The organism is Pseudomonas oryzihabitans NBRC 102199, assembly GCF_000730625.1.
GTDB classification, from domain to species: Bacteria; Pseudomonadota; Gammaproteobacteria; order Pseudomonadales; family Pseudomonadaceae; genus Chryseomonas; species Chryseomonas oryzihabitans.
Window position 1 is genome coordinate 37,559 of sequence record NZ_BBIT01000010.1, and the last position, 25,092, is coordinate 62,650.

At 66.7% G+C, this 25,092-nt stretch carries 21 protein-coding genes; 12 read left to right on the top strand and 9 right to left on the bottom strand.

What is annotated here, in order from left to right; all coding sequences use genetic code 11:
* Positions 1-34: 34 nt before the first annotated feature.
* The 5 genes from POR01S_RS12860 to POR01S_RS12880 form a co-directional block, all read right to left on the bottom strand.
* Entirely contained in the window at positions 35-2,251 is a 2,217-nt protein-coding gene (locus tag POR01S_RS12860) for a TonB-dependent receptor (protein WP_027597178.1), read from the bottom strand.
* A 181-nt stretch (positions 2,252-2,432) separates the two neighbouring features.
* Positions 2,433-3,596, bottom strand: a complete 1,164-nt coding sequence (locus POR01S_RS12865; RefSeq protein WP_027597179.1) for a type III PLP-dependent enzyme — start codon at positions 3,594-3,596, stop codon at positions 2,433-2,435.
* 680 nt (positions 3,597-4,276) lie between these two features.
* A complete protein-coding gene (gene amn / locus POR01S_RS12870) occupies positions 4,277-5,749 on the bottom strand; it encodes an AMP nucleosidase (RefSeq protein ID WP_042136257.1) in 1,473 nt (490 codons plus the stop codon).
* Between the two features lie 70 nt (positions 5,750-5,819).
* Complete coding sequence (locus POR01S_RS12875) at positions 5,820-7,565, bottom strand: ABC transporter ATP-binding protein (protein ID WP_052382663.1); 1,746 nt, start codon at positions 7,563-7,565, stop codon at positions 5,820-5,822.
* On the bottom strand, positions 7,562-9,295 hold the full coding sequence (locus tag POR01S_RS12880) for an ABC transporter ATP-binding protein (protein WP_027597182.1): 1,734 nt from the start codon (positions 9,293-9,295) through the stop codon (positions 7,562-7,564). Before POR01S_RS12880 ends, POR01S_RS12875 begins: the two co-directional genes overlap by 4 nt.
* A 179-nt stretch (positions 9,296-9,474) precedes the next feature.
* On the opposite strand from POR01S_RS12880, the gene POR01S_RS12885 reads away from it, so the two are divergent.
* The 4 genes from POR01S_RS12885 (at position 9,475) to POR01S_RS12900 (ending at position 12,948) form a co-directional block, all read left to right on the top strand.
* Positions 9,475-10,272 carry a hydroxymethylpyrimidine/phosphomethylpyrimidine kinase gene (locus tag POR01S_RS12885; protein WP_042136259.1) on the top strand — a complete coding sequence of 266 codons (798 nt, stop codon included), beginning with the start codon at positions 9,475-9,477 and terminating at the stop codon, positions 10,270-10,272.
* Positions 10,269-10,898: a thiamine phosphate synthase gene (gene thiE, locus POR01S_RS12890; protein ID WP_042136261.1), complete on the top strand. Its 630-nt coding sequence runs from the start codon at positions 10,269-10,271 to the stop codon at positions 10,896-10,898. Before POR01S_RS12885 ends, thiE begins: the two co-directional genes overlap by 4 nt.
* Positions 10,899-10,918: 20 nt before the next feature.
* A complete protein-coding gene (hemL, locus tag POR01S_RS12895) occupies positions 10,919-12,205 on the top strand; it encodes a glutamate-1-semialdehyde 2,1-aminomutase (RefSeq protein ID WP_027597184.1) in 1,287 nt (428 codons plus the stop codon).
* Between the two features lie 197 nt (positions 12,206-12,402).
* Positions 12,403-12,948 carry a tetratricopeptide repeat protein gene (locus tag POR01S_RS12900; protein ID WP_027597185.1) on the top strand — a complete coding sequence of 182 codons (546 nt, stop codon included), beginning with the start codon at positions 12,403-12,405 and terminating at the stop codon, positions 12,946-12,948.
* Between the two features lie 12 nt (positions 12,949-12,960).
* Here the strand turns inward: POR01S_RS12900 and POR01S_RS12905 are convergent, their stop codons facing one another.
* Both POR01S_RS12905 and POR01S_RS12910 read right to left on the bottom strand, forming a co-directional pair.
* Positions 12,961-13,296 (bottom strand): DUF1820 family protein, encoded by a 336-nt coding sequence (locus tag POR01S_RS12905; RefSeq protein ID WP_007159644.1) that lies wholly within the window; start codon positions 13,294-13,296, stop codon positions 12,961-12,963.
* A gap of 65 nt (positions 13,297-13,361) precedes the next feature.
* A complete protein-coding gene (locus POR01S_RS12910) occupies positions 13,362-14,285 on the bottom strand; it encodes a LysR family transcriptional regulator (RefSeq protein WP_042136263.1) in 924 nt (307 codons plus the stop codon).
* Between the two features lie 119 nt (positions 14,286-14,404).
* Between POR01S_RS12910 and POR01S_RS12915 the strand changes: the two genes are divergently transcribed.
* The 6 genes from POR01S_RS12915 to lnt all read left to right on the top strand — a co-directional run bounded on the left by POR01S_RS12915 (position 14,405) and on the right by lnt (position 20,450).
* Positions 14,405-14,809 (top strand): RidA family protein, encoded by a 405-nt coding sequence (locus POR01S_RS12915; RefSeq protein WP_042136264.1) that lies wholly within the window; start codon positions 14,405-14,407, stop codon positions 14,807-14,809.
* Positions 14,810-14,895: 86 nt separating this feature from the next.
* Entirely contained in the window at positions 14,896-16,269 is a 1,374-nt protein-coding gene (miaB, locus tag POR01S_RS12920; RefSeq protein ID WP_155951403.1) for a tRNA (N6-isopentenyl adenosine(37)-C2)-methylthiotransferase MiaB, read from the top strand.
* 100 nt (positions 16,270-16,369) lie between these two features.
* Positions 16,370-17,386: a PhoH family protein gene (locus tag POR01S_RS12925; RefSeq protein ID WP_027597188.1), complete on the top strand. Its 1,017-nt coding sequence runs from the start codon at positions 16,370-16,372 to the stop codon at positions 17,384-17,386.
* Positions 17,376-17,831 (top strand): rRNA maturation RNase YbeY, encoded by a 456-nt coding sequence (gene ybeY, locus POR01S_RS12930; protein WP_042136266.1) that lies wholly within the window; start codon positions 17,376-17,378, stop codon positions 17,829-17,831. The genes POR01S_RS12925 and ybeY overlap by 11 nt, the downstream gene beginning before the upstream one ends.
* A 7-nt stretch (positions 17,832-17,838) precedes the next feature.
* Positions 17,839-18,675 carry a CorC family transporter gene (locus POR01S_RS12935; protein ID WP_007159650.1) on the top strand — a complete coding sequence of 279 codons (837 nt, stop codon included), beginning with the start codon at positions 17,839-17,841 and terminating at the stop codon, positions 18,673-18,675.
* Between the two features lie 227 nt (positions 18,676-18,902).
* Positions 18,903-20,450, top strand: coding sequence for an apolipoprotein N-acyltransferase (lnt, locus tag POR01S_RS12940; protein ID WP_042136269.1), 1,548 nt, complete (start codon positions 18,903-18,905; stop codon positions 20,448-20,450).
* A gap of 7 nt (positions 20,451-20,457) precedes the next feature.
* Here the strand turns inward: lnt and POR01S_RS12945 are convergent, their stop codons facing one another.
* Positions 20,458-21,219, bottom strand: coding sequence for a YdcF family protein (locus POR01S_RS12945; RefSeq protein WP_042136272.1), 762 nt, complete (start codon positions 21,217-21,219; stop codon positions 20,458-20,460).
* 41 nt (positions 21,220-21,260) lie between these two features.
* Entirely contained in the window at positions 21,261-21,584 is a 324-nt protein-coding gene (locus POR01S_RS12950; protein WP_255211830.1) for a hypothetical protein, read from the bottom strand.
* Positions 21,585-21,761: 177 nt separating this feature from the next.
* On the opposite strand from POR01S_RS12950, the gene leuS reads away from it, so the two are divergent.
* Both leuS and POR01S_RS12960 read left to right on the top strand, forming a co-directional pair.
* Positions 21,762-24,425 (top strand): leucine--tRNA ligase, encoded by a 2,664-nt coding sequence (leuS, locus tag POR01S_RS12955; protein ID WP_042136275.1) that lies wholly within the window; start codon positions 21,762-21,764, stop codon positions 24,423-24,425.
* A gap of 25 nt (positions 24,426-24,450) precedes the next feature.
* Positions 24,451-25,065, top strand: a complete 615-nt coding sequence (locus POR01S_RS12960) for an LPS-assembly lipoprotein LptE (RefSeq protein ID WP_027597194.1) — start codon at positions 24,451-24,453, stop codon at positions 25,063-25,065.
* The last annotated feature ends 27 nt before the right edge of the window (positions 25,066-25,092 follow it).

The window sequence follows — 25,092 nt, forward strand, 5'->3', positions numbered from 1 at the left end:
TGCGCAGGCAGGGCTTCGGTTGCTGCAGGCGACCTCAGAAGCTGTAGGTCGCGGTCAGGATGGCGGAACGGGCATCGCCGTATTCGATGGCCGACGACCGGGTGCTCACCCCCAGTTGCGAACGCACCCGCTCCACATAGTCCTTGTCGAAGACGTTGTTGACGTTGAGTTGCAGGTCGACGTTGCGATTGACGCGATAGCCGACCATGGCGTTGTGCAGCCAATAGTCGTCGAGCTTGGCGCCGTCGTTGCTGGAGGTGACGTTGCGTTCGCTGACGTAGCGGGCACCATAGCCCACCCGCCAGCCGGCCGGCAGTTCGTAGGTGGTCCAGAGATTGAGCGAACGCGGCGGGGTATTGGCCAGCGCCTGGCCTTCACGATTGCGGCCGTCCAGGGTATCGGCGGCCTTGAGCGTCTCGCTGTCGAGGAAGGTGAAGTTGGCGTAGACGTTCCACTGCGGGGTGATCCGTCCGGTGGCGCCCAGCTCGATGCCCTGCACGCGCTGCTTGCCGGCCAGGGCGGTGCTGCCGTCGGCCAGGGTTTCCCGCGCATTGCTCTTCTCGACGCGGAACAGCGCGCCGTCCAGCTCCAGGCGCTTGTCGAGGAATTCCCACTTGGTGCCCAGCTCCCAGGTCTTGTTCTTTTCCGGCCCCAGATCCTGGTTGGCCGCGCTCAGCCCGGCGCCGGTGGAGGTCAGGCTTTCCGCCGAGGGGTTGAAGGAGGTGCCATAGGCCACGTAGACCCGGCCGTTCGGAGCCGGCTTGAACACCAGGCCGGCGCGCCCGCTCAACTTGGCGTCATCGGAACTGAGCTTGGTCTTGGCGCCGCGCACGCCGTTGGCGACCGGGGTGGTGTCGCTGTCGCCGTCGAACCAGTCGTAGCGCAGGCCCAGGTTCAGATCCCAGTAGTCGTTGAGGGCAATGGTGTCGAAGGCATAGAGCGCCTTGTCGGTCAGCACGTTGTTGGCGATGGCCGAGGTCTGCTTGTCGGTCGCGCCGTCGTAGCGCTCCGGCGGCGCGGCCAGGGAATAGCCGGCGGCCGGGAAGGTCAGGCCATAGCTGTAGGTGTCGCGGTCGTAGTCCTCGCGGGAGAACTCGGCGCCCAGCACGAAGGAATGACCCAGGCCGAAGGTATCGACATTGCCGGTCAGGTTGGTCTGGTTGATCCACATCTCCGAGGTCACGTCGCGGCCATAGCCCTGGGGACCGGCCGGGCGATAGCGACCCGCGGCCACGCCACCCAGGTTGACGTGGGACGCCGAGATCACCACGTCGCGCTCGATGCGGCTGTAGCGGGTCAGGTTCTGCAGACTCAGGTTGTCGTTGAAGCGGTGCTCCAGCTCCACGGTGAAGACATTGTTGTTGATGTCTTCCTTGTCGATGTTCTTGAAGCCGAAATAGGCATCGCGATCCACCCCGCCCAGGCGCTTGCCGTTGAGCGCCGGCACCCCGTAGTCGGGCTGGTTGTTGTCGGTCTGATGGAAGTAGCTCAGGGTCAGGCGGGTGTCGTCCGACAGGCCCAGGGCCAGCGACGGCGCGATGCCCCAGCGCTCGCGATCGATCTGGTCGCGGCCGGGCACGTCGTTCTCGTGCGCCATCAGATTCAGGCGGAAGGCGCTGTCGGTACCCACGCCCTGCAACGGCTGGTTGGTGTCCAGGGTCAGGCGGCGATAGCTGTCGGTGCCAAGGCCCGCGCCGATGCGGGTGAACTGGCGCTCCTGGGGCTTCTTGCTGATCAGGTTGATGGAGCCACCGGTGGTGCCGGCGCCACCGAACACCGAGTTGGGGCCCTTGATGACCTCGACCGACTCCAGGTTGAAGGTGTCGGTACGGTTGGTCTGGGTGCTGTCGCGCAGGCCATCGATCTGGATGTTCGAGTTGGCGCTGAAGCCGCGGATATTGATGCTGTCGCCGGAGCCACCACCGCCCTCGCCGGCGTTGAAGGTGATGCCGGATACGTTGGACAGCACCGATCTCAGACTCAGGGCCTGCTGGTCCTGGATGACCTGCGCCGGCACCACGGTGACGGTCTGGGGGGTATCCAGCAGGGGCGCGGTGTACTTGCGCGAGGCGGACTGCTCGGCCTTGAAGCCTTCCTGCTGCGCCTGACCTTCGATGGTCAGACTTTCCAATCGGGTCACCGGCTCCTTGGCATCCTGGGCCTGAGCCCCGAGGGAAAGCGAAGCGACGGCGACACTGAAGGTAGAAACCAGCAAACGGCGCTGGGACAGCGAGGACATTTCCTTGGACATGATGGTGGGCCGCCTCCTTATGTGAATGCGGCGCGATTCTATTTGCAAACGATTATCAAATCCATAGCGAATGTAAATTATTCTTAACAATCCGGAAAACCGCCTGACACAGGGCTTTTCCACAGGCATGAAAAAGCCCGCGTCCCTGATGGGACGCGGGCTCGACTACCGCGGGAAGACCTTAGAGGTAGAAGGCCTTCAGCGGCGGGAAGCCGTTGAATTCCACCGCGCTGTAGCTGGTGGTGTAGGCACCGGTGGACAGCCAGTACAGGCGGTCACCGCTGGCCAGGTTCAGCGGCAGACCGTACTTGTAGTGCTCGTACATGATGTCAGCGCTGTCGCAGGTCGGCCCGGCGATGACGACTTCTTCCATCTCGCCCTTCTTCTCGGTCCAGATCGGGAACTTGATGGATTCGTCCATGGTTTCGATCAGGCCGGAGAACTTGCCCACGTCGGTGTAGACCCAGCGCTCCACGGCGGTACGCGACTTGCGCGCCACCAGCACCACTTCGCTGACCAGGATGCCGGCGTTGGAGATCAGCGAACGACCCGGCTCCAGGATGATTTCCGGCAGTTCATCGCCGAAGTCTTCCTTGAGGAAACGGATGATCTCCTCGGCATAGGTCTCCAGGCTGTTGGTGCGCTGGATGTAGTTGGCCGGGAAGCCACCGCCCATGTTGATCATCTTCAGGGTGATGCCGTCTTCTTCCTTGAGGCGCTCGAAGATCACCTTGACCTTGGCGATGGCGGCGTCCCAGACGTCGATGTCGCGCTGCTGGCTGCCGACGTGGAAGGAGATGCCGTAGGGCTCCAGGCCCAGCTGGCGGGCCAGGATCAGCAGGTCCAGAGCCATGTCGGGCTGGCAGCCGAACTTGCGCGACAGCGGCCAGTCGGCGGAGTTGGAGCCTTCGGTAAGGATCCGCACATAGATGCGCGAGCCCGGGGCGGCCTTGGCGATATTGCGCAGGTCGGCCTCGGAGTCGGTGGCGAACATGCGCACGCCCTTCTCGTAGAAGTAGCGGATGTCCTTGGACTTCTTGATGGTGTTGCCGTAGCTGATACGCTCCGGCTCGACACCGGTGGACAACACCTTGTCCAGCTCGTAGATGGAGGCGATGTCGAAGTTCGAGCCCTTGTCGCGCAGCAACTCGGTGATCTCGATGGCCGGGTTGGCCTTGACCGCGTAGTAGATCTTGGCGAACGGGAAGTTGCCAACGAGATCGTCATAGGCCCGGCCGATGGTGGCGGTGTCGATGACGACGAAGGGGGTTTCATGCTGGTCGGCGAAGGCCTTCATCTTCTGGAAGGTTTCGCGAGAATAGTAATCTTCGACCTTGATGGACATGCGTCGGACTCCCGATGGGCAGAACAAATTGAAGGAGGGGGTGTTCTGAACGCCTAATCCGTTTCCCCACTTTGGTTCGCCTACTTCCCAAGGCACATCGCCGAAAGCAAAAAGGTCAACGCGTACTGGCGTTGACCTCGCTGTCTCGTCGTCGGTACTTGAGCCGGATGGATCGTTTCCAGCATGGACGTTCGGGCGCGAACTTTAGGGCCAGACGCCTCAGAGATCAATGTTAAATCCATGATCTTTACCGAACGGTGACGCGCACGGACTCCCCCCTCTCCTGCAACCGACCGGAGCGATCGCCGAGATGTTCCGGAGGGGCGATGACAGGAGGTTTCCGCGCGGGTAATCAGGAGGCCGGATAGCGCCATCGTCGGGCTTTGACGGTGGCGCTGGGCAATCGCGGCCATGGGCCGCTCCTACAGGCACGAAAGCAACCGTAGCATCGGCCGCATCGGCGGACCGCCATGATCGCGATCAGTCCCTTGCCACCGTAGCGTGGAAAACGGCGCAGCCTTTTCCACCGAGACTTTCGGTGCCGAGGCGTGCCCTCACCCCAGCCCTCTCCCAGAGGGAGAGGGGGCCATCCGCGCGACTCTGGACCAATCGAGCTGGGTCTTATCGCCTTTGTAGGTTGGGTTGAGCGCAGCGAAGCCCAACAGGCCCAACCCCAACCCTTACCGGAACGGCGGCTCGTCGAAGCTGCGCAGCTTACGCGAGTGCAGGGAGTCGAGCTGAGTGCGCAGCTGGTCCAAGGCAGCGATGCCGATCGCCAGGTGCTGGCTCACCGCGCGGGCATAGAAGGCGTTGGCCGAGCCCGGCAGCTTGATCTCGCTGTGCAGGGGCTTGTCGGAGACGCACAGCAGGGTGCCGTAGGGCACCCGCAAGCGATAGCCCTGGGCGGCGATGGTGCCGCTCTCCATGTCCACCGCCACGGCGCGCGCCAGGTTGATCAGCGGGCGTTCCTGGGCCCAGCGCAGCTCCCAGTTGCGGTCGTCGTAGGTCAGCACGGTGCCGGTGCGCAGGCGGCGCTTGAGCGCCTCGCCGCGTTCGCCGGTGACGCTGGCGGCGGCTTCCTGCAGCGCCACCTGCACCTCGGCCAGCGCCGGGATGGGGATGTGCGGCGGCACCACGCGGTCGAGGATGCCGTCGCGTCTCATGTAGGCGTGGGCCAGCACATAGTCGCCGATGGTCTGCGACTGCCGCAGGCCGCCACAGTGGCCGATCATCAGCCAGCAGTGCGGACGCAGCACCGCCAGGTGGTCGGTGATGTTCTTGGCGTTGGACGGGCCGACGCCGATGTTGACCAGGGTGACGCCATGGCCGTCGCTGGCGATCAGGTGGTAGGCCGGCATCTGGAAGCGATGCCAGGCGATAGCGGCGATGACCGCCTGGGCCTCGGTGGGGTCCATGTCGCGTTCGATGATGACGTTGCCCGGCAGCACCAGGCGCTCGAAGCGCGGATCGCTACGCAGCTGTTCGAGGCCGTGCTGGATGAACTGGTCGACGTAGCGATGGTAGTTGGTCAGCAGGATCCAGGGCTGCACGTGGCGCCAGTCGCTGCCGGTGTAGTGGACGATGCGACGCAGCGAGAAGTCGGTGCGGGCGGCGTCGAACAGCGCCAATGGCAGCGGATCGATGCGCTCCCAGTCGTAGTGGCCGTCGGCGATGTCGTCGTGGGCGGCGGAGAGATCGGTGCTGGGAAAGACCCGCGCCAGCTCGGCGGCGGTCACGCCACTGCCGGCCAGTTCGTCGCCCTGCTCCACCACATAGGGATAGGGGATGTCCTGGCGACTGCGACCGATCTCGACCTGGACGTCATAGTCGCGCATCAGCGGTTCGAGCTGTTCCAGCAGATAGCCGCGAAAGGCCGCCGGATGGGTCACGGTGGCCACATAGGTGCCGGGCAGCTGGATCTTGGCGTAGGCGCGGGTGGTGGCCGGCGGCACGCCGGGGGCGCGATAGCGGATGCGGATCTCGGGATAGCGGAACAACTCGCGTTCGGCCGCGCTGGGCTCGACGCGATCCTTGAGATAGCGCTTGAGGGCGGCATCCAGGGCCTGGGTGGCCTCCTGATGCAGCGCCGCGAGACGGTCCACCGCCTCGCTGGCGGTGGCAACGACGGTGAAATCCTCGGGTACGGAGGTCATGCAAGTTTCCTTGTTGGGGCACTGCTATAGCTGACACCCTAACACCCCTGCATGACAACGGCTTCCCCCGCTAAAGCGTCTTTTCCCCCTGGGCGTGCTGCTCCCACAGGCGCCGATAGTGGCCGTCGGGACGCTGCAGCAAGGCCTCGTGACTGCCCTCCTCCACCTTGCGCCCATCGCGCAGCACCAGGATGCGATCGGCATGGCGGATGGTGGAGAGCCGGTGCGCCACCACGATCAGGGTGACCTGGCCGCGCAACTCGTCCAGCGCCCCCTGCAGCCGTGCCTCGGTGGCGCTGTCGATGCTGGCGGTGGCCTCGTCGAGCAAGAGCACCTTGGGTTCGCGCAAGAGCGCCCGCGCCAGCGCCAGCAGCTGCCGCTCGCCGGTGGACAGGGTGAAGCCACGCTCGCCCAGCAGGGTATCCAGGCCCTCCGGCAGACGCGCCACCAGGTCGTCCAGGTGGGCGGCGGCCAGGGCTTCGCGCAGTCGCGCGTCCGGCACCTGGCTGCCGAGCAGCAGGTTGTCCCTCAGGCTGCTGGAGCGGATGAAGGGTTCCTGGGGCACGCTGGCCAGGGCCGCGCCCAGCACCTCCGGGGTCAGGCTGCCCAGCTCGCGGCCGTCCAGGCAGAGGTGGCCGCCGGTGACCGGCTGCAGCCCGGCGAGCAGGTCGAGCAGGGTCGACTTGCCGCTGCCGGTGGGCCCGACGATACCGAGAAAGGTGCCCGGAGGGATGTCCAGGTCGATGCCGTGCAGGGTGTCGTGCCCGGCGCCGGCATGGCGGAAGCGCACGGCGTCGAGGTGGAAGTGCGCGGTCGCGATGGGCCGGTCGTCTTCGCCGCTCAGCGCCGGCTTCTCTTCCAGCAGGTGCAGCAGGCGGGTACCGGCCACCGTGGCCTGCTGGAACAGGTTGAATCTCTGGGTGATGTCCATCAGCGGCTCGGTCACCCGCCCCAGGTAGGTGACGAAGGCATAGAGCACGCCAATCTCGGCGCCGCCCTGCAGATGGCCCAGCCCGTAGACCAGCAGCAGCACCGCCAGCACCGCCACGCTGACCAGGTCCAGGGCCGAACGCAGCAGGAGCCCGGAGACGCGGATGGTGCGCATGCGGGCGCCGTACTGCGCCTGATTGAGCCGCTGGAAATCCTGGCGGAAGCGCTCGGTCTGGTTGAAGGCCTGCAACAGGCCCATACCGCCGATGGCCTCGCCCAGGCGGGCGCTCTGCTCGGCGCGCAGCATCCTGACCTCCATGGCCGCCGCCCCGCTGTATCGCTGATAGGCCCAGACGATCAGCATGGCCGCCGGGATCAGCAGCACGGCGATGGCCATCAGCCGTACGTCGAGCAGGGCCATGGCTACCAGGATGCCGATCAGCAGCACGATGTTGCCGACCATGTTGCCGAGAAAGGCCACATAGAGTTCGCGCAGGGCGTCGGTGTCGTTGGTGACCCGCGCCACCAGTTCGCCGGTGGCGGTGCGGTCGTGGAAGCTCTGCGGCAGGCTCAACACGTGGCGGAACAGCCGACGCCGCTGCAGGAGCACCACGTCCATGGCGATCTCGGCGAATCTGAGCGATTGCAGGTAGCGACCGTAGGCGGCCAGGCCCTGGGAGACCACATAGGCCGCCACCAGGCCCACCAGCGGCCAGAGCCGCAGGTCGTGGGGCACCAGGTAGTTGTCCAGGTAGTGCTTGGTCAGCCAGGGTCCCAGGACATCGAACAGGGTCGCCATGACCAGGATCGCCAGGGTGCCGGCCAGCTTGCGCGGATTGGCCAGTACCGGCTTGAGCAGCAGCGAGAGCACGCGCGTCTTGGTCATTGGCTGGCCTCCTCCGCCTGCTGCAGCGTCCAGAGTCGGGCATAGAGCCCGCCCGCGGCGAGCAGCTCGGCGTGCCGGCCCCGCTCCACCAGGCTGCCCTGGTCGAGCACTATGATCTCGTCGGCCTGCTGCACGGCGGAGAGCCGGTGGCTGACGATCAGGGTGGTACGCCCCTGCAGCCCGGCCAGCGTCTTCAGCAGGCGGGCTTCGGTGGCGGTATCCACCGCCGAGAGGGTGTCGTCCAGCAGCAGGATGGGCGCCGGCGAGAGCAGCGCCCGGGCCAGGGCCACCCGCTGGCGCTGGCCACCGGAAAGGGTCAGGCCGCGCTCGCCCACCGGGGTGTCCAGGCCTTGCGGCAAGGCCGCCAGGTCGGTGCCGAAGGCGGCGGCGTCCAGGGCTTCGCGGATCTCCCCGGCGGTGGCGTCGGGACGACTGAGGGCGACGTTCTCGCCCAGGGTGCGGGCGAACAGGAAGGGATCCTGGGGCACATAGGCGAACTGGGCGCGCAGATCGCCCAGGCGATACTCCTCCAGCGGCACCCCGCCCAGGCGGATGCAGCCCTGCTCCAGCGGGAATTGGCGCAAGAGCAGGCGCAGCAGGGTGCTCTTGCCGCTGCCGGTGGCGCCGACGATGCCCAGGGTATCGCCAGCGGGCAGGTCGATGACCACGTCCTGCAAGGCCGGCTGGCGCGCCTGGGGATAGGTGAAGGCCGGGATGTAGACCGACAGATCGGCCTGGTCCGGTGGCGTCTGGGTGCCCTCGTCGCGGATGCGCTCGGTGACGGCGAACACCTCTTCCAGCCTACGCGCTCCAGCCTCACCACGCTGCAAGAGGTTGAAGCACCAGCCAATGGCGAACATCGGCCAGATCAGCTGCACCAGATAGAGGCTGAAGCTGGTCAGCTGGCCGAGGGTGATATGGCCGTCGAGATAGCGCCAGCTGCCCATGACCAGGGTCAGCAGGGTGGCGAGGCTCAGGGCGACAAAGATGATCGGCTCGTAGCGCGCCTCGGTGCGCTGCACCTGGTAGTCGGCCTTGGCCACGCTGCGGGCGCGGGCGTCGAAGTCGTCCAGCTCGGCTTCGATCAGGGCGTGCTGGCGCAGCATGCGCAGACCGCTCAAGGCTTCCTGGGTACGGTCGTTGAGGGCGGAAAAGCCGGCCAGCGCCAGGCCGAAGCGCTGCTGCACCCGCCGCGCCACGCGATAGAAGCCCCAGGCCATGAAGGGAAAGGGCAACAGCGCCAGGGCGGCCAGGGGCGCGTCGATGCCGATGAACATGGCCAGCAGCACCAGCAGCAGGGTCAGCATGCCGTCGAAACTGGCCAGCACCCCTTCGCCGGCGGCAGTCTCCACGGCGTCGATGTCCTGGGTGGCGCGGGCCAGCAGATCACCGGTGCGACTGGACTGGAAGAATCCGGGATCCAGCCGCGCCAGCTTGGCGAAGAAGGCGTCGCGCAATTCCACCCCGACCTGGTAGGAGGTGCCGAACAGCCGCACCCGCCACTGATAGCGGAGCACATAGAGGCCACAGCCGACCGCCACGATCAGGGCGACGCGCCAGAGCAGCCCGGTCTGATCCAGCTCGCCGGCGCGCAAGGCGTCGATGGCCTTGCCGATCCACCAGGGCAGGGTCAGGTTGAGCAGGCCGACGCCCAGCAGGCAGAGGATGGCAGTCCCGTAGGCACGCCGTTGGCGCAGGAAGAAATCACGCAACAACCGCCACAACGCCATAGAACCGCCTTACCCGAGCAAAGGTGCAGTATATCGGCTACCCAACCGGCAGCGGAGTTCCTTCGTCCCGATGCGGGTCCCATGTCAACGGGTGGCGCGGGGCGCGAGGTCGTTGTAGGGTGCCACTCCCTGCGGCGCCCGGCCGCTGCGCCCCTTTTTCCTTTGCTAGGCTGACGTCCATGACCCTCGAACCCCAACGTCCCGTCGTCCTCTGCCTGTCCGGCCACGATCCGAGTGGCGGCGCCGGCCTGCAGGCCGACATCGAAGCCCTGCTCGCCCAGGGTTGCCATGCCGCCCCGGCGGTCACTGCCCTGACCGTGCAGGACACCGTCGACGTGCGCGACTTCCGGGTGCTGGATCGCGAGTGGGTGCTGGCCCAGGCCCGGGCGATCATCGCCGACCTGCCGGTGGCGGCGGTCAAGCTGGGCATGCTCGGTTCGGTGGAGATGGTCGAGACGGTGCTGGAGATCATGGAAGCCCTGCCCGGCGTACCCCTGGTCTGCGATCCGGTGCTGCGCGCCGGTGGCGGCGGCGCCCTGGGCAAGGACGAGGTCGGCTATGCCATCCGCGAACGGCTGCTGCCGCGCGCCACCATCGCCACCCCCAACCTGCCCGAGGCACGCATCCTCGCCGAGTTGCCCGAAGGCACCCCGGAGCAGTGCGCCGAGCGCCTGCTGCCCTTCTGCGCCCACCTGCTGATCACCGGCGGCCATGGCGAGGAACACGAGGTGCACAACCGCCTTTATGACCGTGCCGGTGGCTGCGAGACCCACGTCTGCCAGCGCCTGCCCGGCAGCTACCACGGCTCCGGCTGCACCCTGGCCAGTACCCTGGCCGGGCGCCTGGCTCTGGGCGAAGCCTTGCCCAGCGCGGTGCGCAGCGCCCTGGACTACACCTGGCGCACCCTGAGAGACGCCGAGCGCCCCGGTCGCGGCCAGTACGTGCCGCGCCGCCTGCCACTGGACTTCTGCTCATGAGCCCCTTGCGCGGCCTCTATGCCATCACCGACAGCGCCCTGCTCGCCGAGGGTCGCTTGCTGCCCTATGTGGAGGCCGCCCTGCAAGGCGGCGCCCGGCTGGTGCAGTACCGCGACAAGTCAGGGGATGCCAGTCGCCGCCAGGACGAAGCCGCCGCCCTGGCCGAGCTCTGCCGCCAGCACGGTGCCCAGCTAATCATCAATGACGACCTCGCCCTGGCCCGCCGGCTGGGCGTGGGCCTGCACCTGGGCCAGGAAGACGGTTCCCTGGCCGCGGCCCGTGCCGACCTGGGGGCGAACGCTATTCTTGGCGGTACCTGCCACGCCAGCCTGGAACTGGCCGAGGCCGCGGCCCAGGCCGGCGTCAGCTACCTGGCCTTTGGCCGCTTCTTCGCCTCCAGTACCAAGCCAGATGCCCCGCCGGCGCCCCTGGAATTGCTCGACCAGGCTCGCAGCCGCTTCGCCTTGCCGGTCTGCGCCATCGGCGGTGTCACCCTGGACAACGCCCCGCTTCTGCTCGATCACGGCGTCGATCTGCTCGCCGTCGTCCACAGCCTGTTTTCCGCCGCCAGCGCGGGCGAGGTGGAGCGCCGTGCGCGCGCCTTCGCCCAGCTGTTCGCGGCCTGATCTCATTCAAGGAGACCCCTATGTCCCGCTCCGCGCAACTCTTCGACCAGGCCCAGCGCCACATCCCCGGCGGCGTCAACTCGCCGGTCCGCGCCTTCAAGAGCGTCGGCGGCACGCCGCTGTTCTTCAAGCACGCCCAGGGCGCCTACATCGTCGACGAGGATGACAAGCGCTATGTCGACTACGTCGGTTCCTGGGGTCCGATGATTCTCGGCCACAGCCATCCGGACGTGCTCGACGCCGTGCGCCGCCAGCTGGAACACGGCCTCTCCTATGGCGCCCCGACCGCCCTGGAAACCACCATGGCCGACCTCATCTGCGAGCTCGTGCCGTCCATGGAAATGGTGCGCATGGTCAGCTCCGGCACCGAAGCCACCATGAGCGCCATCCGCCTGGCGCGTGGCTACACCGGGCGCGACACCATCATCAAGTTCGAGGGCTGCTACCACGGCCACTCCGACAGCCTGCTGGTCAAGGCCGGCTCCGGCGCCCTGACCCTGGGCGTACCCAGCTCCCCCGGCGTGCCGGCGGCCTTTGCCCAGCACACCCTGACCCTGGCCTACAACGACCTGGGCGAGGTGGAAGAAACCCTGGCCAAGGTCGGCGACCAGATCGCCTGCATCATCGTCGAGCCGGTGGCCGGCAACATGAATTGCGTGCCGCCGGCGCCGGGCTTCCTGGAAGGATTGCGTAGCCTCTGCGACCAGTACGGCGTGGTGCTGATCTTCGATGAGGTCATGACCGGCTTCCGCGTCGCCCTGGGCGGCGCCCAGGCGCACTACGGCATCCGCCCCGACCTCACCACCTTCGGCAAGATCGTCGGCGGCGGCATGCCGGTGGGCTGCTTTGGTGGCAAGCGCGAGATCATGGAAAAGATCGCCCCGCTCGGCCCGGTCTACCAGGCCGGTACCCTGTCGGGCAATCCACTGGCCATGGCCGCCGGCCTCACCACCCTGCAGCTGATCCGCCGCCCCGGCTTCCATGCCGAGCTGACCGACTACACCACGCGCATGCTGCAGGGCCTGCAGGATCGCGCCGATGCCGCCGGCGTGCCCTTCGTCACCACTCAGGCGGGCGGCATGTTCGGTCTCTACTTCAGCGGCGCCGAAGACATCGTCACCTTCAGCGATGTCATGGCCAGCGACAGCGAGAGATTCAAGCGCTTCTTCCACCTGATGCTGGACGGTGGCGTCTACCTGGCACCCAGCGCCTTCGAGGCCGGCTTCACCTCCATCGCCCATGGCGACGAGGAATTGCGCATCACCCTGGACGCCGCCGAGCGCGCCTTCGCCACCTTCAAGGACTAGGTGTCATTCGTCTCGCTTGCGGAACCTCTCTGCCCTGCCGGCCTCACACCTAGTTGAGTGGCCGGCGTCACAGGTAAAAAAGTTCCGCCGTTGCGCGTAAAGGTTTTGAAAGCGTGCGTCGGCTTGACCCATAATGAGACGTCGGCGCGTTTCGCCGACCGGGTTCTCCGAACCTGCCTCGCTTGTGGAGGCGCTTCATGCACCGCGCTGGTCGTACCCTGTGCGCAGCCCTAATCCTGATGCCCCTGGTCGCCCTGGCCGGAGGCAATTCGCTGCTCGTCCCCAGCACCAGCCGTTGCAACCTGAATCTGGCCAACGAAGCCCTGGCGCAGGCGATCGCCCGTTGCCAGCAGATCGCCCATGACGGCGATTCCCAGGCGCAGTACGAACTCGGTGACTTCTACTACGAAGGCAAGCAGACGCCCAAGGACCTGAACCAGGCGCGTCAGTGGTTCGAGCAGGCCTCGCTCAAGGGCAATGCCGATGCGCAGAATCGCCTCGGCAACATGTTCTTTCGCGGCGAGGGCGTACCGCCCAACAATATCCAGGCCTACATCGTGCTGAAGATGGCCGCCATCAATGGCAACGACGAAGCCATGGACACCGCCGACCTGGTCAGCGCCCAGATGCGCCGGGACGAGCTGGAGATGGCCACCCAGGTGCTGGGCCAGATCTTCCGCGACTATCTGCAGGACATGCAGACCGCGGGCAACCTCAATCCCTTCCAGCCGCCGCAGAACTGACCGCGAGCCCGGTCAGGGCTTGTCGGGCATGGGCATGGGGAACGGCATGACATTGGTGCCGCCCTTGGCTTCGCTGATCTTGGGCTGGCCCAGGCGCTCCACCTCGTCGATGCGGATGATCGAGTGCATGGGCACGAAGCTGCGCACCACGCCTTCGAATTGCGCCTTGAGCTTTTCCTCGCTCGGATCCACCACCACCTGGGTGCGTTCGCCGAACACCAGCTCCTCGATCTCCAGGAAGCCCCAGAGATCGCTCTGGAAGATCTGCTTGGCGTAGATCTCGAAGACCTGACCCTGGTTGACGAAGATGACCTTGTAGATGGCCGGCTTGCTGGGGGATGAGCTCATGGTGGACGCGGGGTTCGCCGAGGAAAAAGGGGGCGGCGAGCATAGCATGTCGTCCCCGGCTGCCGTCAGGGCTCGCCCGGGGTTTCCAGCCAGGCCCGCTCGGCCACCAGGGCCGTCACCCAGTCGATGAAGACCCGCAACTTGGCGCTGACGTGACGGTTGGGCGCGAAGGCCAGATACAGCGGCATGGGGGCAACCCGCCAGTCCGCGAACAGCCTGACCAGTTCGCCGCGGGCGACAGACTCCGCCGCCAGATAGTGCGGCAGGCAGACCACACCGAGCCCGGCCTGCCCCGCGGCTAGGCAGGCATTGCCGTCGTCCACCTCCAGACGGTGCTGGCTCTGCAATTCCAGGCGCTCGCCCCCGCGCCGCAGGGCATAGGGAAAGCCCTTGCCCGCCCCCCAGAGGAATCGCACCACCCGGTGCGGTGCCTCGGCCAGTTCGGCGGGATGAAGCGGCACACCCTGGGCGGCGAGATAGGCCGGCGCGGCATAGCACCCCAGTTGCAGCGCCCCGAGCGGTCGGGCCACCAGATACTGCTCGCGGATGCGCCCGCCGCGGATCACGCAATCGACGTTGTCGCCGATCAGATCCACCTGGCGATCGCTGACGCCCAGTTCGAGCTGGATGTCCGGATAGCGCTGGAAGAAGTCCGGCAGGGCCGGGATCAGGATCAGCCGCGCCAACGGACTGGGCACGTCTACCCGCAGGCGGCCACGGGGCGTGCGGGTGGCCACCGACAGCCCCGTCTCGGCATCGTCCACCGCCGCCAGCACGCCCAGGCAGCGGTCGTAGTAGGCGGCGCCGTCGGCGGTGACCTGCACCTGCCGGGTGGTGCGATTGAGCAGGCGCACCTGCAGGTGCGCTTCCAGCTGCTGCACCTGCTGGGTGACGCGGGTGCGGCTGCTGCCGAGGGTCTCGGCCGCGCGGGTGAAGCTGCCCGCTTCCACCACCCGCACGAAGGTCTGCATCGCGGCGAACAGATCCATGCCGATTCCTCACCAGGAGATTGTTTGGATTGTACAAACAATGCTGACCGCCGGGCCGGGTTTATCCCCTGGCGGGCGACGCCTAAGGTGGCCCCATCCATCCCTACCGGAGCCCCACCATGACCCGCGACGTCGTCTTTCCCGCCCAGCGCCACGCCCTCTACGAACAGCACCGCTATTCGCCGGCCATCCGTTCCAACGGCTTTCTCTTCGTGTCCGGGCAGGTCGGCAGCCGCGCCGATGGCTTGCCCGAGCCGGAGCTGGAAGATCAGGTCCGCCTGGCCTTCGCCAATCTCGACGCCGTCCTCAACGCGGCCGGCGCTTCCTTCGCCGACGTGGTGGACGTCACCCTGTTCATGGTCGATGCCGAAGCCAGCTTCGAACGCATCTGGCCGGTGCTGTTGGAGCACTGGGGCACGGCGCCCTACCCCACGGTGACTGCGGTCGGCGCCACCTGGCTGGCCGGCTTTCGCTTCGAGATCAAGGTCATCGCCCGGTTGCCGGAGGGCGCTGCCCAGGCCTAGACCGACCGCCTTCCGGGCGGCTCTTCCCCGTCCGGAAGGCCATCATTATAATGCGCGGTCCACTCGCCACCGACTCCCTGCCGCGCATGTCCAAGAAGCTCTATATCGAAACCCATGGCTGCCAGATGAACGAATACGATTCGTCGCGCATGGTCGACCTGCTCGGCGAACGGGAGACGCTGGAAGTCACCCAGAATCCGGCCGAGGCCGACGTCATCCTGCTCAACACCTGCTCGATCCGCGAGAAGGCGCAGGAAAAGGTGTTTTCCCAGCTCGGTCGCTGGCGCGAACTCAAGCTGGAGAATCCCGACCTGGTGATCGGCGTCGGCGGTTGCGTGGCCAGCCAGGAAGGCGCCGCCATCCGTGATCGCGCGCCCTATGTCGACGTGGTCTTCGGGCCGCAGACCCTGCATCGCCTGCCGGAAATGATCGACGCCGCGCGCACCACCCGGGCGCCCCAGGTGGACATCTCCTTCCCCGAGATCGAGAAGTTCGACCGCCTGCCCGAGCCGCGCATCGACGGCCCCAGCGCCTTCGTCTCCATCATGGAAGGCTGCAGCAAGTACTGCACCTTCTGCGTGGTGCCCTATACCCGCGGTGAAGAGGTCAGCCGGCCGCTGGATGACGTCCTTGCCGAGATCATCCACCTCGCCGAACACGGCGTGCGCGAGGTGACCCTGCTGGGCCAGAACGTCAACGGCTATCGCGGCGCCACCGGCGACGGCCGCATCGCCGACTTCGCCGAGCTGCTCTATGTGGTGGCGGCGGTGGACGGCATCGACCGCATCCGCTACACCACCTCGCACCCGCTGGAATTCTCCGACGCCCTGATCCAGGCCCACGCCGAGATCCCGGAACTGGTGAAATTCGTCCACCTGCCGGTGCAGGCCGGTTCGGATCGCATCCTGGCGGCCATGAAGCGCAACCACACGGCGCTGGAGTACAAGTCGCGCATCCGCAAGCTCAAGGCGGCGGTGCCCGACATCTGCATCAGCTCGGACTTCATCGTCGGCTTCCCCGGCGAGACCGAGAAGGACTTCGAGCAGACCATGAAACTGATCGAGGACGTCGGTTTCGACTTCTCCTTCTCCTTCATCTACAGCGCCCGCCCCGGCACCCCGGCGGCGGACCTGGTCGACGACACCCCCGACGAACTCAAGAAGCAGCGCCTGCAGATCCTGCAGACGCGCATCCACCAGCAGGGCTTCGAGATCAGCCGGCGCATGGCTGGCAGCGTCCAGACCATCCTGGTGAGCGACTTCTCCAAGCGCGATCCCGGCATGCTGCAGGGCCGCACCGAGAACAATCGCATCGTCAACTTCCGCTGCAGCGATGCCAGCCTGATCGGCCAGTTCGTCCAGGTGCACATCGACGAGGCCCTGCCGCACTCCCTGCGCGGCACCCTGCTGGCCCCCGTCGCCAGCGGTGCGCGCCCGCCCGTCGCCGTCGCGCTGGCCTGATGGATGGTCGCACGCGCCCTTTGCCAAGGGCGCGACGCAGGTTACTCTCAAGCTACGTCAAGTTTTCGTAAAGCCAATCCAAAGGGTTTCCCAGCACACCTTGAATACCCCCCAGACGCTCCAGCATTTCACCCTCGAACCCTTCGATGCCGACCGTTTCGCCAACCTGTGCGGCCAGCTCGATGAAAATCTGCGCCAGATCGAAGGCCGTCTTGGCATCGAGATCCGCAATCGCGGCAACCAGTTCGAACTGGTCGGCGATCCCGAGCGCACCCGCGCGGCCCAGAACCTCCTGCAGCGCCTCTACCGCGAGACCGCCAGCGGCACCGCGGTGGCCCCGGAACTGGTGCACCTCTACCTGCAGGAATCCGGTCTGGAAGCCCTGCAGCAAGAGCACCGCGGCGGCGGCGACACCAGCGTGGCCCTGCGCACCAAGAAGGGCATGATCCGCCCGCGCGGCGCCAACCAGCAGCGCTACGTCAAGTCGATCCTCGATCACGACATCAACTTCGGCATAGGCCCGGCCGGTACCGGCAAGACCTATCTGGCCGTGGCCTGCGCCGTGGACGCCCTGGAGCGCGAGCAGATCCGCCGCATCTTGCTGGTGCGCCCGGCGGTGGAAGCCGGCGAGAAGCTCGGCTTCCTGCCCGGCGACCTGGCGCAGAAGATCGACCCCTACCTGCGCCCGCTGTACGACGCCCTCTACGAGATGCTCGGCTTCGAGCAGGTGGCCAAGCTCATCGAGCGCCAGGTCATCGAGGTCGCGCCGCTGGCCTACATGCGTGGCCGCACCCTCAACAATAGCTTCATCATTCTCGACGAAAGTCAGAACACCACCCTCGAGCAGATGAAGATGTTCCTGACCCGGATCGGTTTCGGCTCCACCGCGGTGATCACCGGTGACGTCACCCAGGTCGACCTGCCGCGCGGCACCAAGTCGGGTCTCAAGCACGTCATCGAGGTCCTGCGCGACGTGCCCGGCATCGGCTTCACCCACTTCGAGTCCAAGGACGTGGTGCGCCACCCGCTGGTGCAGCGCATCGTCGAGGCCTACGACCGCTTCGAGGCGCTGCAGGACAAGCCGCGCGCTCACGGAGAGGATCGCCATGGCGATTGAGCTGGACGCCCAGGTCGCCAGCGAGGCGGCCGACCTCCCCGAGGAGCCGGACTTACGTCGCTGGTGTGAACTGGCCCTGCGCGCCCGCCAGGGCGATTCGGAACTCACCATCCGCCTGGTGGACGAAGACGAAGGCCGCGAGCTCAACCGCACCTGGCGGCACAAGGACTACGCCACCAACGTGCTGTCCTTTCCGGCCGACGTGCCGGACGAATTCCTCGATATCCCCCTGCTCGGCGATCTGGTGATCTGCGCCCCCGTGGTGGCGCGCGAGGCCGCCGAGCAAGGCAAGCCCGCCAAGGCGCACTGGGCGCATCTGGTCATCCATGGCTGCCTGCACCTGCTCGGCTACGATCATCTGGAGGATGACGAAGCCGAGGAGATGGAAGAACTGGAACGCCAATTGCTCGCTGAACTGGGCTACCCCGATCCCTACGGTGAATGACACACACATGAACGAAGATCGATCAGGCACTGGGCATCGTTCCTGGCTGGAACGCATCGTCCAGGCCTTTGCCCATGAACCCAAGAGTCGCCAGGAACTGCTGGAACTGCTGCGCGAGGCGCATGAGAACAAGGTGCTCGACAGCGAAGCCCTGTCCATCGTCGAGGGCGCCATCTCGGTGGCCGACCTGCAGGTACGCGACATCATGGTGCCGCGCTCGCAGATCATCAGCATCCGCGCCCACCAGACCCCGGCGGAATTCCTGCCGGCGGTGATCGAGGCCGCCCACTCCCGCTATCCGGTGATCGGCGACGGCCCCGACGACGTCCTCGGCCTGCTGCTGGCCAAGGACCTGCTGCCGCTGCTGCTCGACCACGAGCGCACCTTCGACCTCAAGGCGGTGCTGCGCCCGGCCACCTTCGTGCCCGAGTCCAAGCGGCTCAACGTGCTGCTGCGGGAATTCCGTTCGACCCACAGCCACATGGCCATCGTGGTGGACGAATACGGCGGCGTCGCCGGCCTGGTCACCATCGAGGACGTGCTCGAGCAGATCGTCGGCGAGATCGAGGACGAGCACGACGTGGAGGAAGAGAGCTTCATCAAGTCGCTGCCCAATGGCGACTTCGTGGTCAAGGCGCTCACCCCCATCGAGACCCTCAACGAAACCCTGGAAACCCGTTTCGCCGATGCCGAGGCCGACACCGCCGGTGGCCTGGTGATGAATCGCCTGGGTCACCTGCCCAAGCGCAACGAGGAAACGGTGATCGACGACTTCCGCTTCCGCGTGCTCAACGCCGACGGCCGCCGCATCCACCTGCTGCGCGTGACCCCGGTCAATCGGTAGCGCCCTTACCCCCTCTCCCCCTTCAGGGATTGTTTAATCGCGGCCATGGGCCGCTCCTACAAGAGCTTGACATCCTGTAGGAGCGGCCCATGGCCGCGATTGCCCTTCGCCTGAACACTCCTTTCTTCACCCGGACTGCGATCTGCCTCGCTCCCCGCACACGCCTTTGGCACTCCCCCGCGGCGGCGAGTAAGCTTGCGCAGCCTCGATCGGACCAAGGATTTTCGATGCGCTGGATCTCTCAACCCGGCTGGAAGGGCAACCTTCTGGCGCTCTTCGCTGGTGCCCTCACGCCCCTGGCGCTGGCCCCCTTCAACATCTGGCCGCTGGCGCTGCTGTCCGCCGCCCTCTTCTACCTGGGCCTCAAGGGTCTTGGTGTCTGGCGCGCCCTGCTGCGCGGCTGGTGCTACGGCTTCGGCGCCTTTCTCGCCGGCACCAGCTGGATCTACGTCAGCATCCACACCTATGGCGCCGCGCCGGTACCCCTGGCGCTCTTTCTCACCGTAGGCTTCTGCGCCGGTATCGCCCTGTTCTTCGCCCTGCCGGCCGCGCTCTGGGCGCTGTGCCTGAGACGCAACCAGGCGCCCCTGGGCGACGCCCTCACCTTTGCCGGCCTCTGGTTCGCCCTGGAACTGTTCCGCAGCTGGGCGCTGACCGGCTTTCCCTGGCTGCTGCTCGGCTACAGCCAGCTCAACGGCCCCCTGCAGGGCCTGGCGCCGCTGGGTGGCGTCTGGCTGATCTCCGCCGCGCTGGCCTTTACCGCAGCGCTGCTGGTCAACGCCCCGCGCCTGATCATGCGGCCGCTCGCCCTGGTCGCGGGCCTGGTGCTGGTGGCCCTGCCGTGGGTGGCCGGCGACGTCTTCAAGGGCCAGGTCTGGACGCAACCCGCCGGCGCGCCGCTCAAGGTCGCCGGGGTCCAGGGCAACATCGCCCAGGAACTCAAGTGGAATCCCGACCACGCCCGCGCCACCCTGGCGCTCTATCGCGACCGCACCGCCGAGCAGACCGATGCCGACCTCGTGGTCTGGCCGGAAAACGCCATTCCCGTGCTGCGCGAATACGTCAGTGACTTCCTCGCCGCCGAAGGCGCCCAGGTGGCGGCCCATGGCGGCGCCCTGGTGACCGGCCTGCCGGCGCGGGAACGCGACGCCGACGGCGATTCGCGCTATTTCAACAGCATCACCGCGGTCGGCAACGGCTCGGGCACCTACTACAAGCAGAAGCTGGTGCCCTTTGGCGAATACGTGCCGCTGCAGGACTACTTGCGCGGCCTGATCGGCTTCTTCGACCTGCCCATGTCCGACTTCGTCCGTGGTCCCGAGCAGCAGGAACCGCTGCTGGTGAAGGGCTATCGCGTGGCGCCCTACATCTGCTACGAGGTGGTCTATCCGGAATTCGTCGCCAGCATGGCGGCCCGGAGTCAGCTGCTGCTCACCATCAGCAACGACACCTGGTTCGGCAAGTCCATCGGACCGCAACAGCACCTGCAGATGGCGCAGATGCGCGCCCTGGAAAGCGGGCGCTGGCTGGTACGGGTCACCAACGACGGCATTACCGCCCTGGTCGATCCCTTCGGTCGCATCAGCCGGCAGATCCCGGCCTTCGAGGTCGGCGTGCTGCAGGGCACCGTGGTGCCCATGGACGGCCTGACGCCCTATCTGCACTACCGCCTCTGGCCGCTGGGGATCTTTTCCGCCCTAGTGCTGCTCTGGGGTCTGCTAATGCGTCGGCAGGATCGCCCGGAAGAGACGCCGCTGGTGGTCACCCAGAGCTAGGCGCGCGTCAGCGATAGGCGAGCGGATAGAGAAGTAGTCCGGCAGCCTCGTTGAGCAACTGGGCGGTCTGCTCGACCGCCTTGGCTTCCGGTAGCCAGCCACCGAAGGGCCGGGCATTGGCGACGCCGATGAAGCCCATGGGCGCGGCCACCACGGCGAAGCCCTGCCGTTCGAAACACCAGCGCGAACGAGCCATGTGATAGGCCTGGGTCACCAGCACCACCCGCTTGACCCCGGCCTCGCGCAGCAGCGGCGCACTCAGGGTGGCGTTTTCCCAGGTGGTGCGACTGCCCCCTTCCTGCCAGCGCACCGGCACCCCCAGGTCGCGTTCCATCACCTCGGTCATCAGCGCCGCCTCGCTCAGTGGACGGTCATGGGGCGAGCCCCCGGTGATCAGCACCGGCAGGCCGCTGGCCTTGGCCAGCCGCGCCGCATAGCGCAGCCGCTCCACCGCCAGGTGGCTGGCGGCATCGCCCGCCCAGCCCGGATCGTCCACTTCGCGACCGGCGCCCAGCACCACGATGGCATCGGCCTGCTGCGCAAGCGTCGCCCAGCGCGCCTCGGGCAGGGCGGCATCGCGCTCCAGCAGGCGCCCGCCGGTCTCCACCACGACCGGCAGGGTACTGGCCCAGAGGCCCAGCAGACCGCCCAGGAAGCAGACCAGCCCCAGGCGCGGATAGCGACGACGCAACCACCAGCCCAGCAACAGGAGCAGCAGCAGGCCGCCCGGTGGCAGCAGCAGTTGCTTGAAGAAATAGCGCAGACCCATGGTCCCTCCGGTCGGGGGCGACCTCCGGGTCGCGGCGGCGCCTAGTGTAGGGGAGCGCCGACCGGGGCAGAAGGACTCTCGACCAGCAGTCGTCGACCCTGACACCGCGGGCAGAAGGCACCCGCCGGCTGGACCCGGCCACAGCCCAGGCAGCAGGCCATGGCGGCGTCGGCCGCCTGATGGCGCGCCAGCCAGCGCTTGACCAGGGCGTATTCGGCCGGACTCAGGCCCTGCACCTCGATTTCCTCATCGGCTTTGTCATAGAGGCGCTCCTGGGTAGCCGCCTCATCCAGCGCCAGCGCCAGGCGCCGTTGCAGGCGCACGTCGACGGGCAGCTTTTCGGACTCGCGTCGAAACTTTCCCATGATGGCGATCATCCTCCCGAATAATTGAACGGACGTTTGAACAGCCTAGTACGGCCCTTCCAACCCTGCCTCCCCCGGAGTGCGAAACAAGCGGCGGACCGGGACATTTCCCCGCGCTCGGGGGGTCATGTATGCTTGGCGGCTCGATCAAACGCCTCTGCAGCCCTCGACACGCCCATGCACGAACACTATCAGCCCCGCGAAATAGAAGCCGCCGCCCAGTCCTTCTGGGACCAGAATCTGTCCTTCAAGGCCACCATGCGCCCGGGCCAGGAGAAGTTCTACTGCCTGTCGATGTTCCCCTACCCCAGCGGCAAGCTGCACATGGGGCACGTGCGCAACTACACCATCGGCGACGTCATCGCCCGCTACCAGCGGATGCTGGGCAAGAACGTCCTGCAGCCCATGGGCTGGGACGCCTTCGGCATGCCCGCGGAAAACGCCGCCATGAAGAACGGCGTGGCCCCCGCCAAGTGGACCTACGAGAACATCGCCTACATGAAGTCCCAGCTGCAGAGCCTGGGTCTGGCGATCGACTGGTCCCGCGAGGTCACCACCTGCAAGCCCGACTACTATCGCTGGGAGCAGTGGCTGTTCACCCAGTTGTTCGAGAAGGGCATCATCTACCGCAAGAACGGCACGGTGAACTGGGACCCGGTGGACCAGACCGTCCTGGCCAACGAGCAGGTCATCGACGGCCGCGGCTGGCGCAGCGGTGCGCTGATCGAGAAGCGCGAGATCCCCATGTACTACTTCCGCATCACCGACTATGCGGAAGAGCTGCTGACCTCCCTCGACGGCCTGCCCGGCTGGCCAGAGCAGGTCAAGACCATGCAGCGCAACTGGATCGGCAAGTCCCGCGGCATGGAGGTGCAATTCCCCTATGACCAGGACAGCATCGGCGCCGAAGGTACCCTGAAGGTCTTCACCACCCGCCCCGACACCCTGCTCGGCGCCACCTATGTCGCCGTGGCCGCGGAACACCCGCTGGCCACCCAGGCCGCCCAGGGCAATGCCGAGCTGCAGGCCTTCATCGACGAGTGCAAGCGCGGCGGCGTCGCCGAAGCCGACATCGCCACCCAGGAGAAGAAGGGCCTGGACACCGGCCTGTTCGTCCGTCATCCGCTGACCGACGCCCGCCTGCCGGTATGGGTCGCCAACTATGTGCTGATGCACTACGGCGACGGCGCGGTCATGGCCGTGCCCGGTCACGACGAGCGTGACTTCGAATTCGCCAATAAGTACCAGTTGCCCATCGTCCAGGTGGTGGATACCGCCGAGGCCACCCAGGTGCTGGCCAATCCGGACGACTACAGCCCCGAGGAATACGAGCGCTACCAGTTCGACCCGGTGCAGTGGAAGGACTGGTACGGCAGCAAGGAAGGCTTCCTGATCAATTCCGGTGCCTACGACAACCTCGCCTACGACGCCGCCTTCGACGCCATCGGCGCCGATCTGCAGGCCAAGGGCCTGGGCCAGCCGCGCACCCAGTTCCGCCTGCGCGACTGGGGCATCAGCCGCCAGCGCTACTGGGGCTGCCCGATCCCCATCATCCACGGTGAAGACGGCGTCGACATCCCCGTGCCGGCCGATCTGCTGCCGGTGGTGCTGCCCGAGGACGTGGTGCCGGACGGCGCCGGCTCGCCGCTGGCGCGCATGCCGGAATTCTACGAGACCGTCGATCCGCGCAACGGCCAGCCGGCCCGTCGCGAAACCGACACCATGGACACCTTCGTCGAGAGCTCCTGGTACTTCGCCCGCTATGCCTCGCCGAATTTCACCGGCGGCATGCTGGACAAGGAAGAAGCCAACTACTGGTTGCCCGTCGACCAGTACATCGGCGGCATCGAGCACGCCATCCTGCACCTGCTCTACTCGCGCTTCTTCCACAAGCTGATGCGCGACCAGGGCCTGATCGATTCCGACGAGCCCTTCGAGAATCTGCTGACCCAGGGCATGGTGGTGGCCGAGACCTACTACCGCACCAATCCCAACGGCAGCAAGGACTGGTTCAACCCGGCCGATGTCGAGGTGGAACGCGACGCCAAGGCCAAGGTGATCGGGGCGCGCCTGAAGAGCGACGGCCAGCCGGTGGAAATCGGTGGCGTCGAGAAGATGTCCAAGTCGAAGAACAACGGCGTCGATCCCCAGGCGATGATCGACCAGTACGGCGCCGACACCTGCCGCCTGTTCATGATGTTCGCCTCGCCGCCGGACATGAGCCTGGAGTGGTCCGATTCCGGCGTCGAGGGTGCGAGCCGCTTCCTGCGCCGCGTCTGGCGTCTGGCCCAGGCCCACGTGAGCCAGGGCCTGCCGACTGCCGGCGCCCTCGGCGAGCTGTCGCCCGCCCAGAAGGACGTCCGCCGTGCCATCCACCTGGCCATCCGCCAGGCCAGCCAGGATATCGGTCAGCATCACAAGTTCAACACCGCCATCGCCGCGGTCATGACCCTGATGAATGTGCTGGAAAAGGCCGCCCAGGACAGCGACACCGATCGCCGTCTGCTGCAGGAAGGCCTGGAGGCCGTCACCCTGCTGCTGGCGCCCATCACCCCGCACATCGCCCACGGTCTCTGGCAGCAACTGGGCCACAGCGACGCGGTCATCGACGCCCGCTGGCCGCAGGTGGACGAGAGCGCCCTGGTGCAGGACAGCCTGCAGATCGTCATCCAGGTGAACGGCAAGCTGCGCGGCCAGATCGAAGTACCGGCCGATGCCAGCCGCGAGGCCATCGAGGCCGCCGCCCGCGCCAACGAGAACGTGGCACGCTTCACCGAGGGTCTGACCATCCGCAAGGTCGTCGTGGTCCCGGGTAAACTGGTCAACATCGTCGCCAACTAAGACACGCGAACGGAGCAGACAACAGATGAAGAAACGGATTCTCCCCGGCCTTGCGGTAGTCGGCCTGGCGACCCTGCTGACCGCCTGCGGCTTCCAGCTGCGTGGCACCGGCGAAACCCGCCTGAGCCTCACCGAGCTGAACCTGACGGCGCGCGACGCCTATGGTCAGACCGTCAAGGACGTCCGCGACATGCTGGACGACGCCCATGTGCGGGTCACCTCGGGCGCGCCCTACACTCTGGATCTGGGCGGCGAAGCCCAGAGCGAGCGCACCGCCAGCTACACCAGCGGCGCCCGCAGTGCCGAGGTCGAGCTGACCACCCGTCAGCCCTACAGCATCATTGGCAAGAACCAGGCGGTGCTGGTCAGCGACTACCTGGAAACCCAGCGCTACTACGTGACCGACCAGAACAACATCGTTGGTTCCGAACAGCAGAAGGACCAGTTGCGCCGCGAAATGCGTCGCGAGCTGGTGCAACAGCTGGCCGCCCGCCTGCAGGCCGTGACGCCGGAGCGCCTGGAGAAGCTGCAGCGCGACGCCGATGCCCGTGCCGCCGCCAAGGCCGAAGCCGACCGCCGCGCCCGCGAGTCCGCCCCGCCGCAGCAGTCGCCGATCGACATCCCCACCCCCGCGCGCTAAGCGCCGCATCCGGAGCCGCAAGGCTCC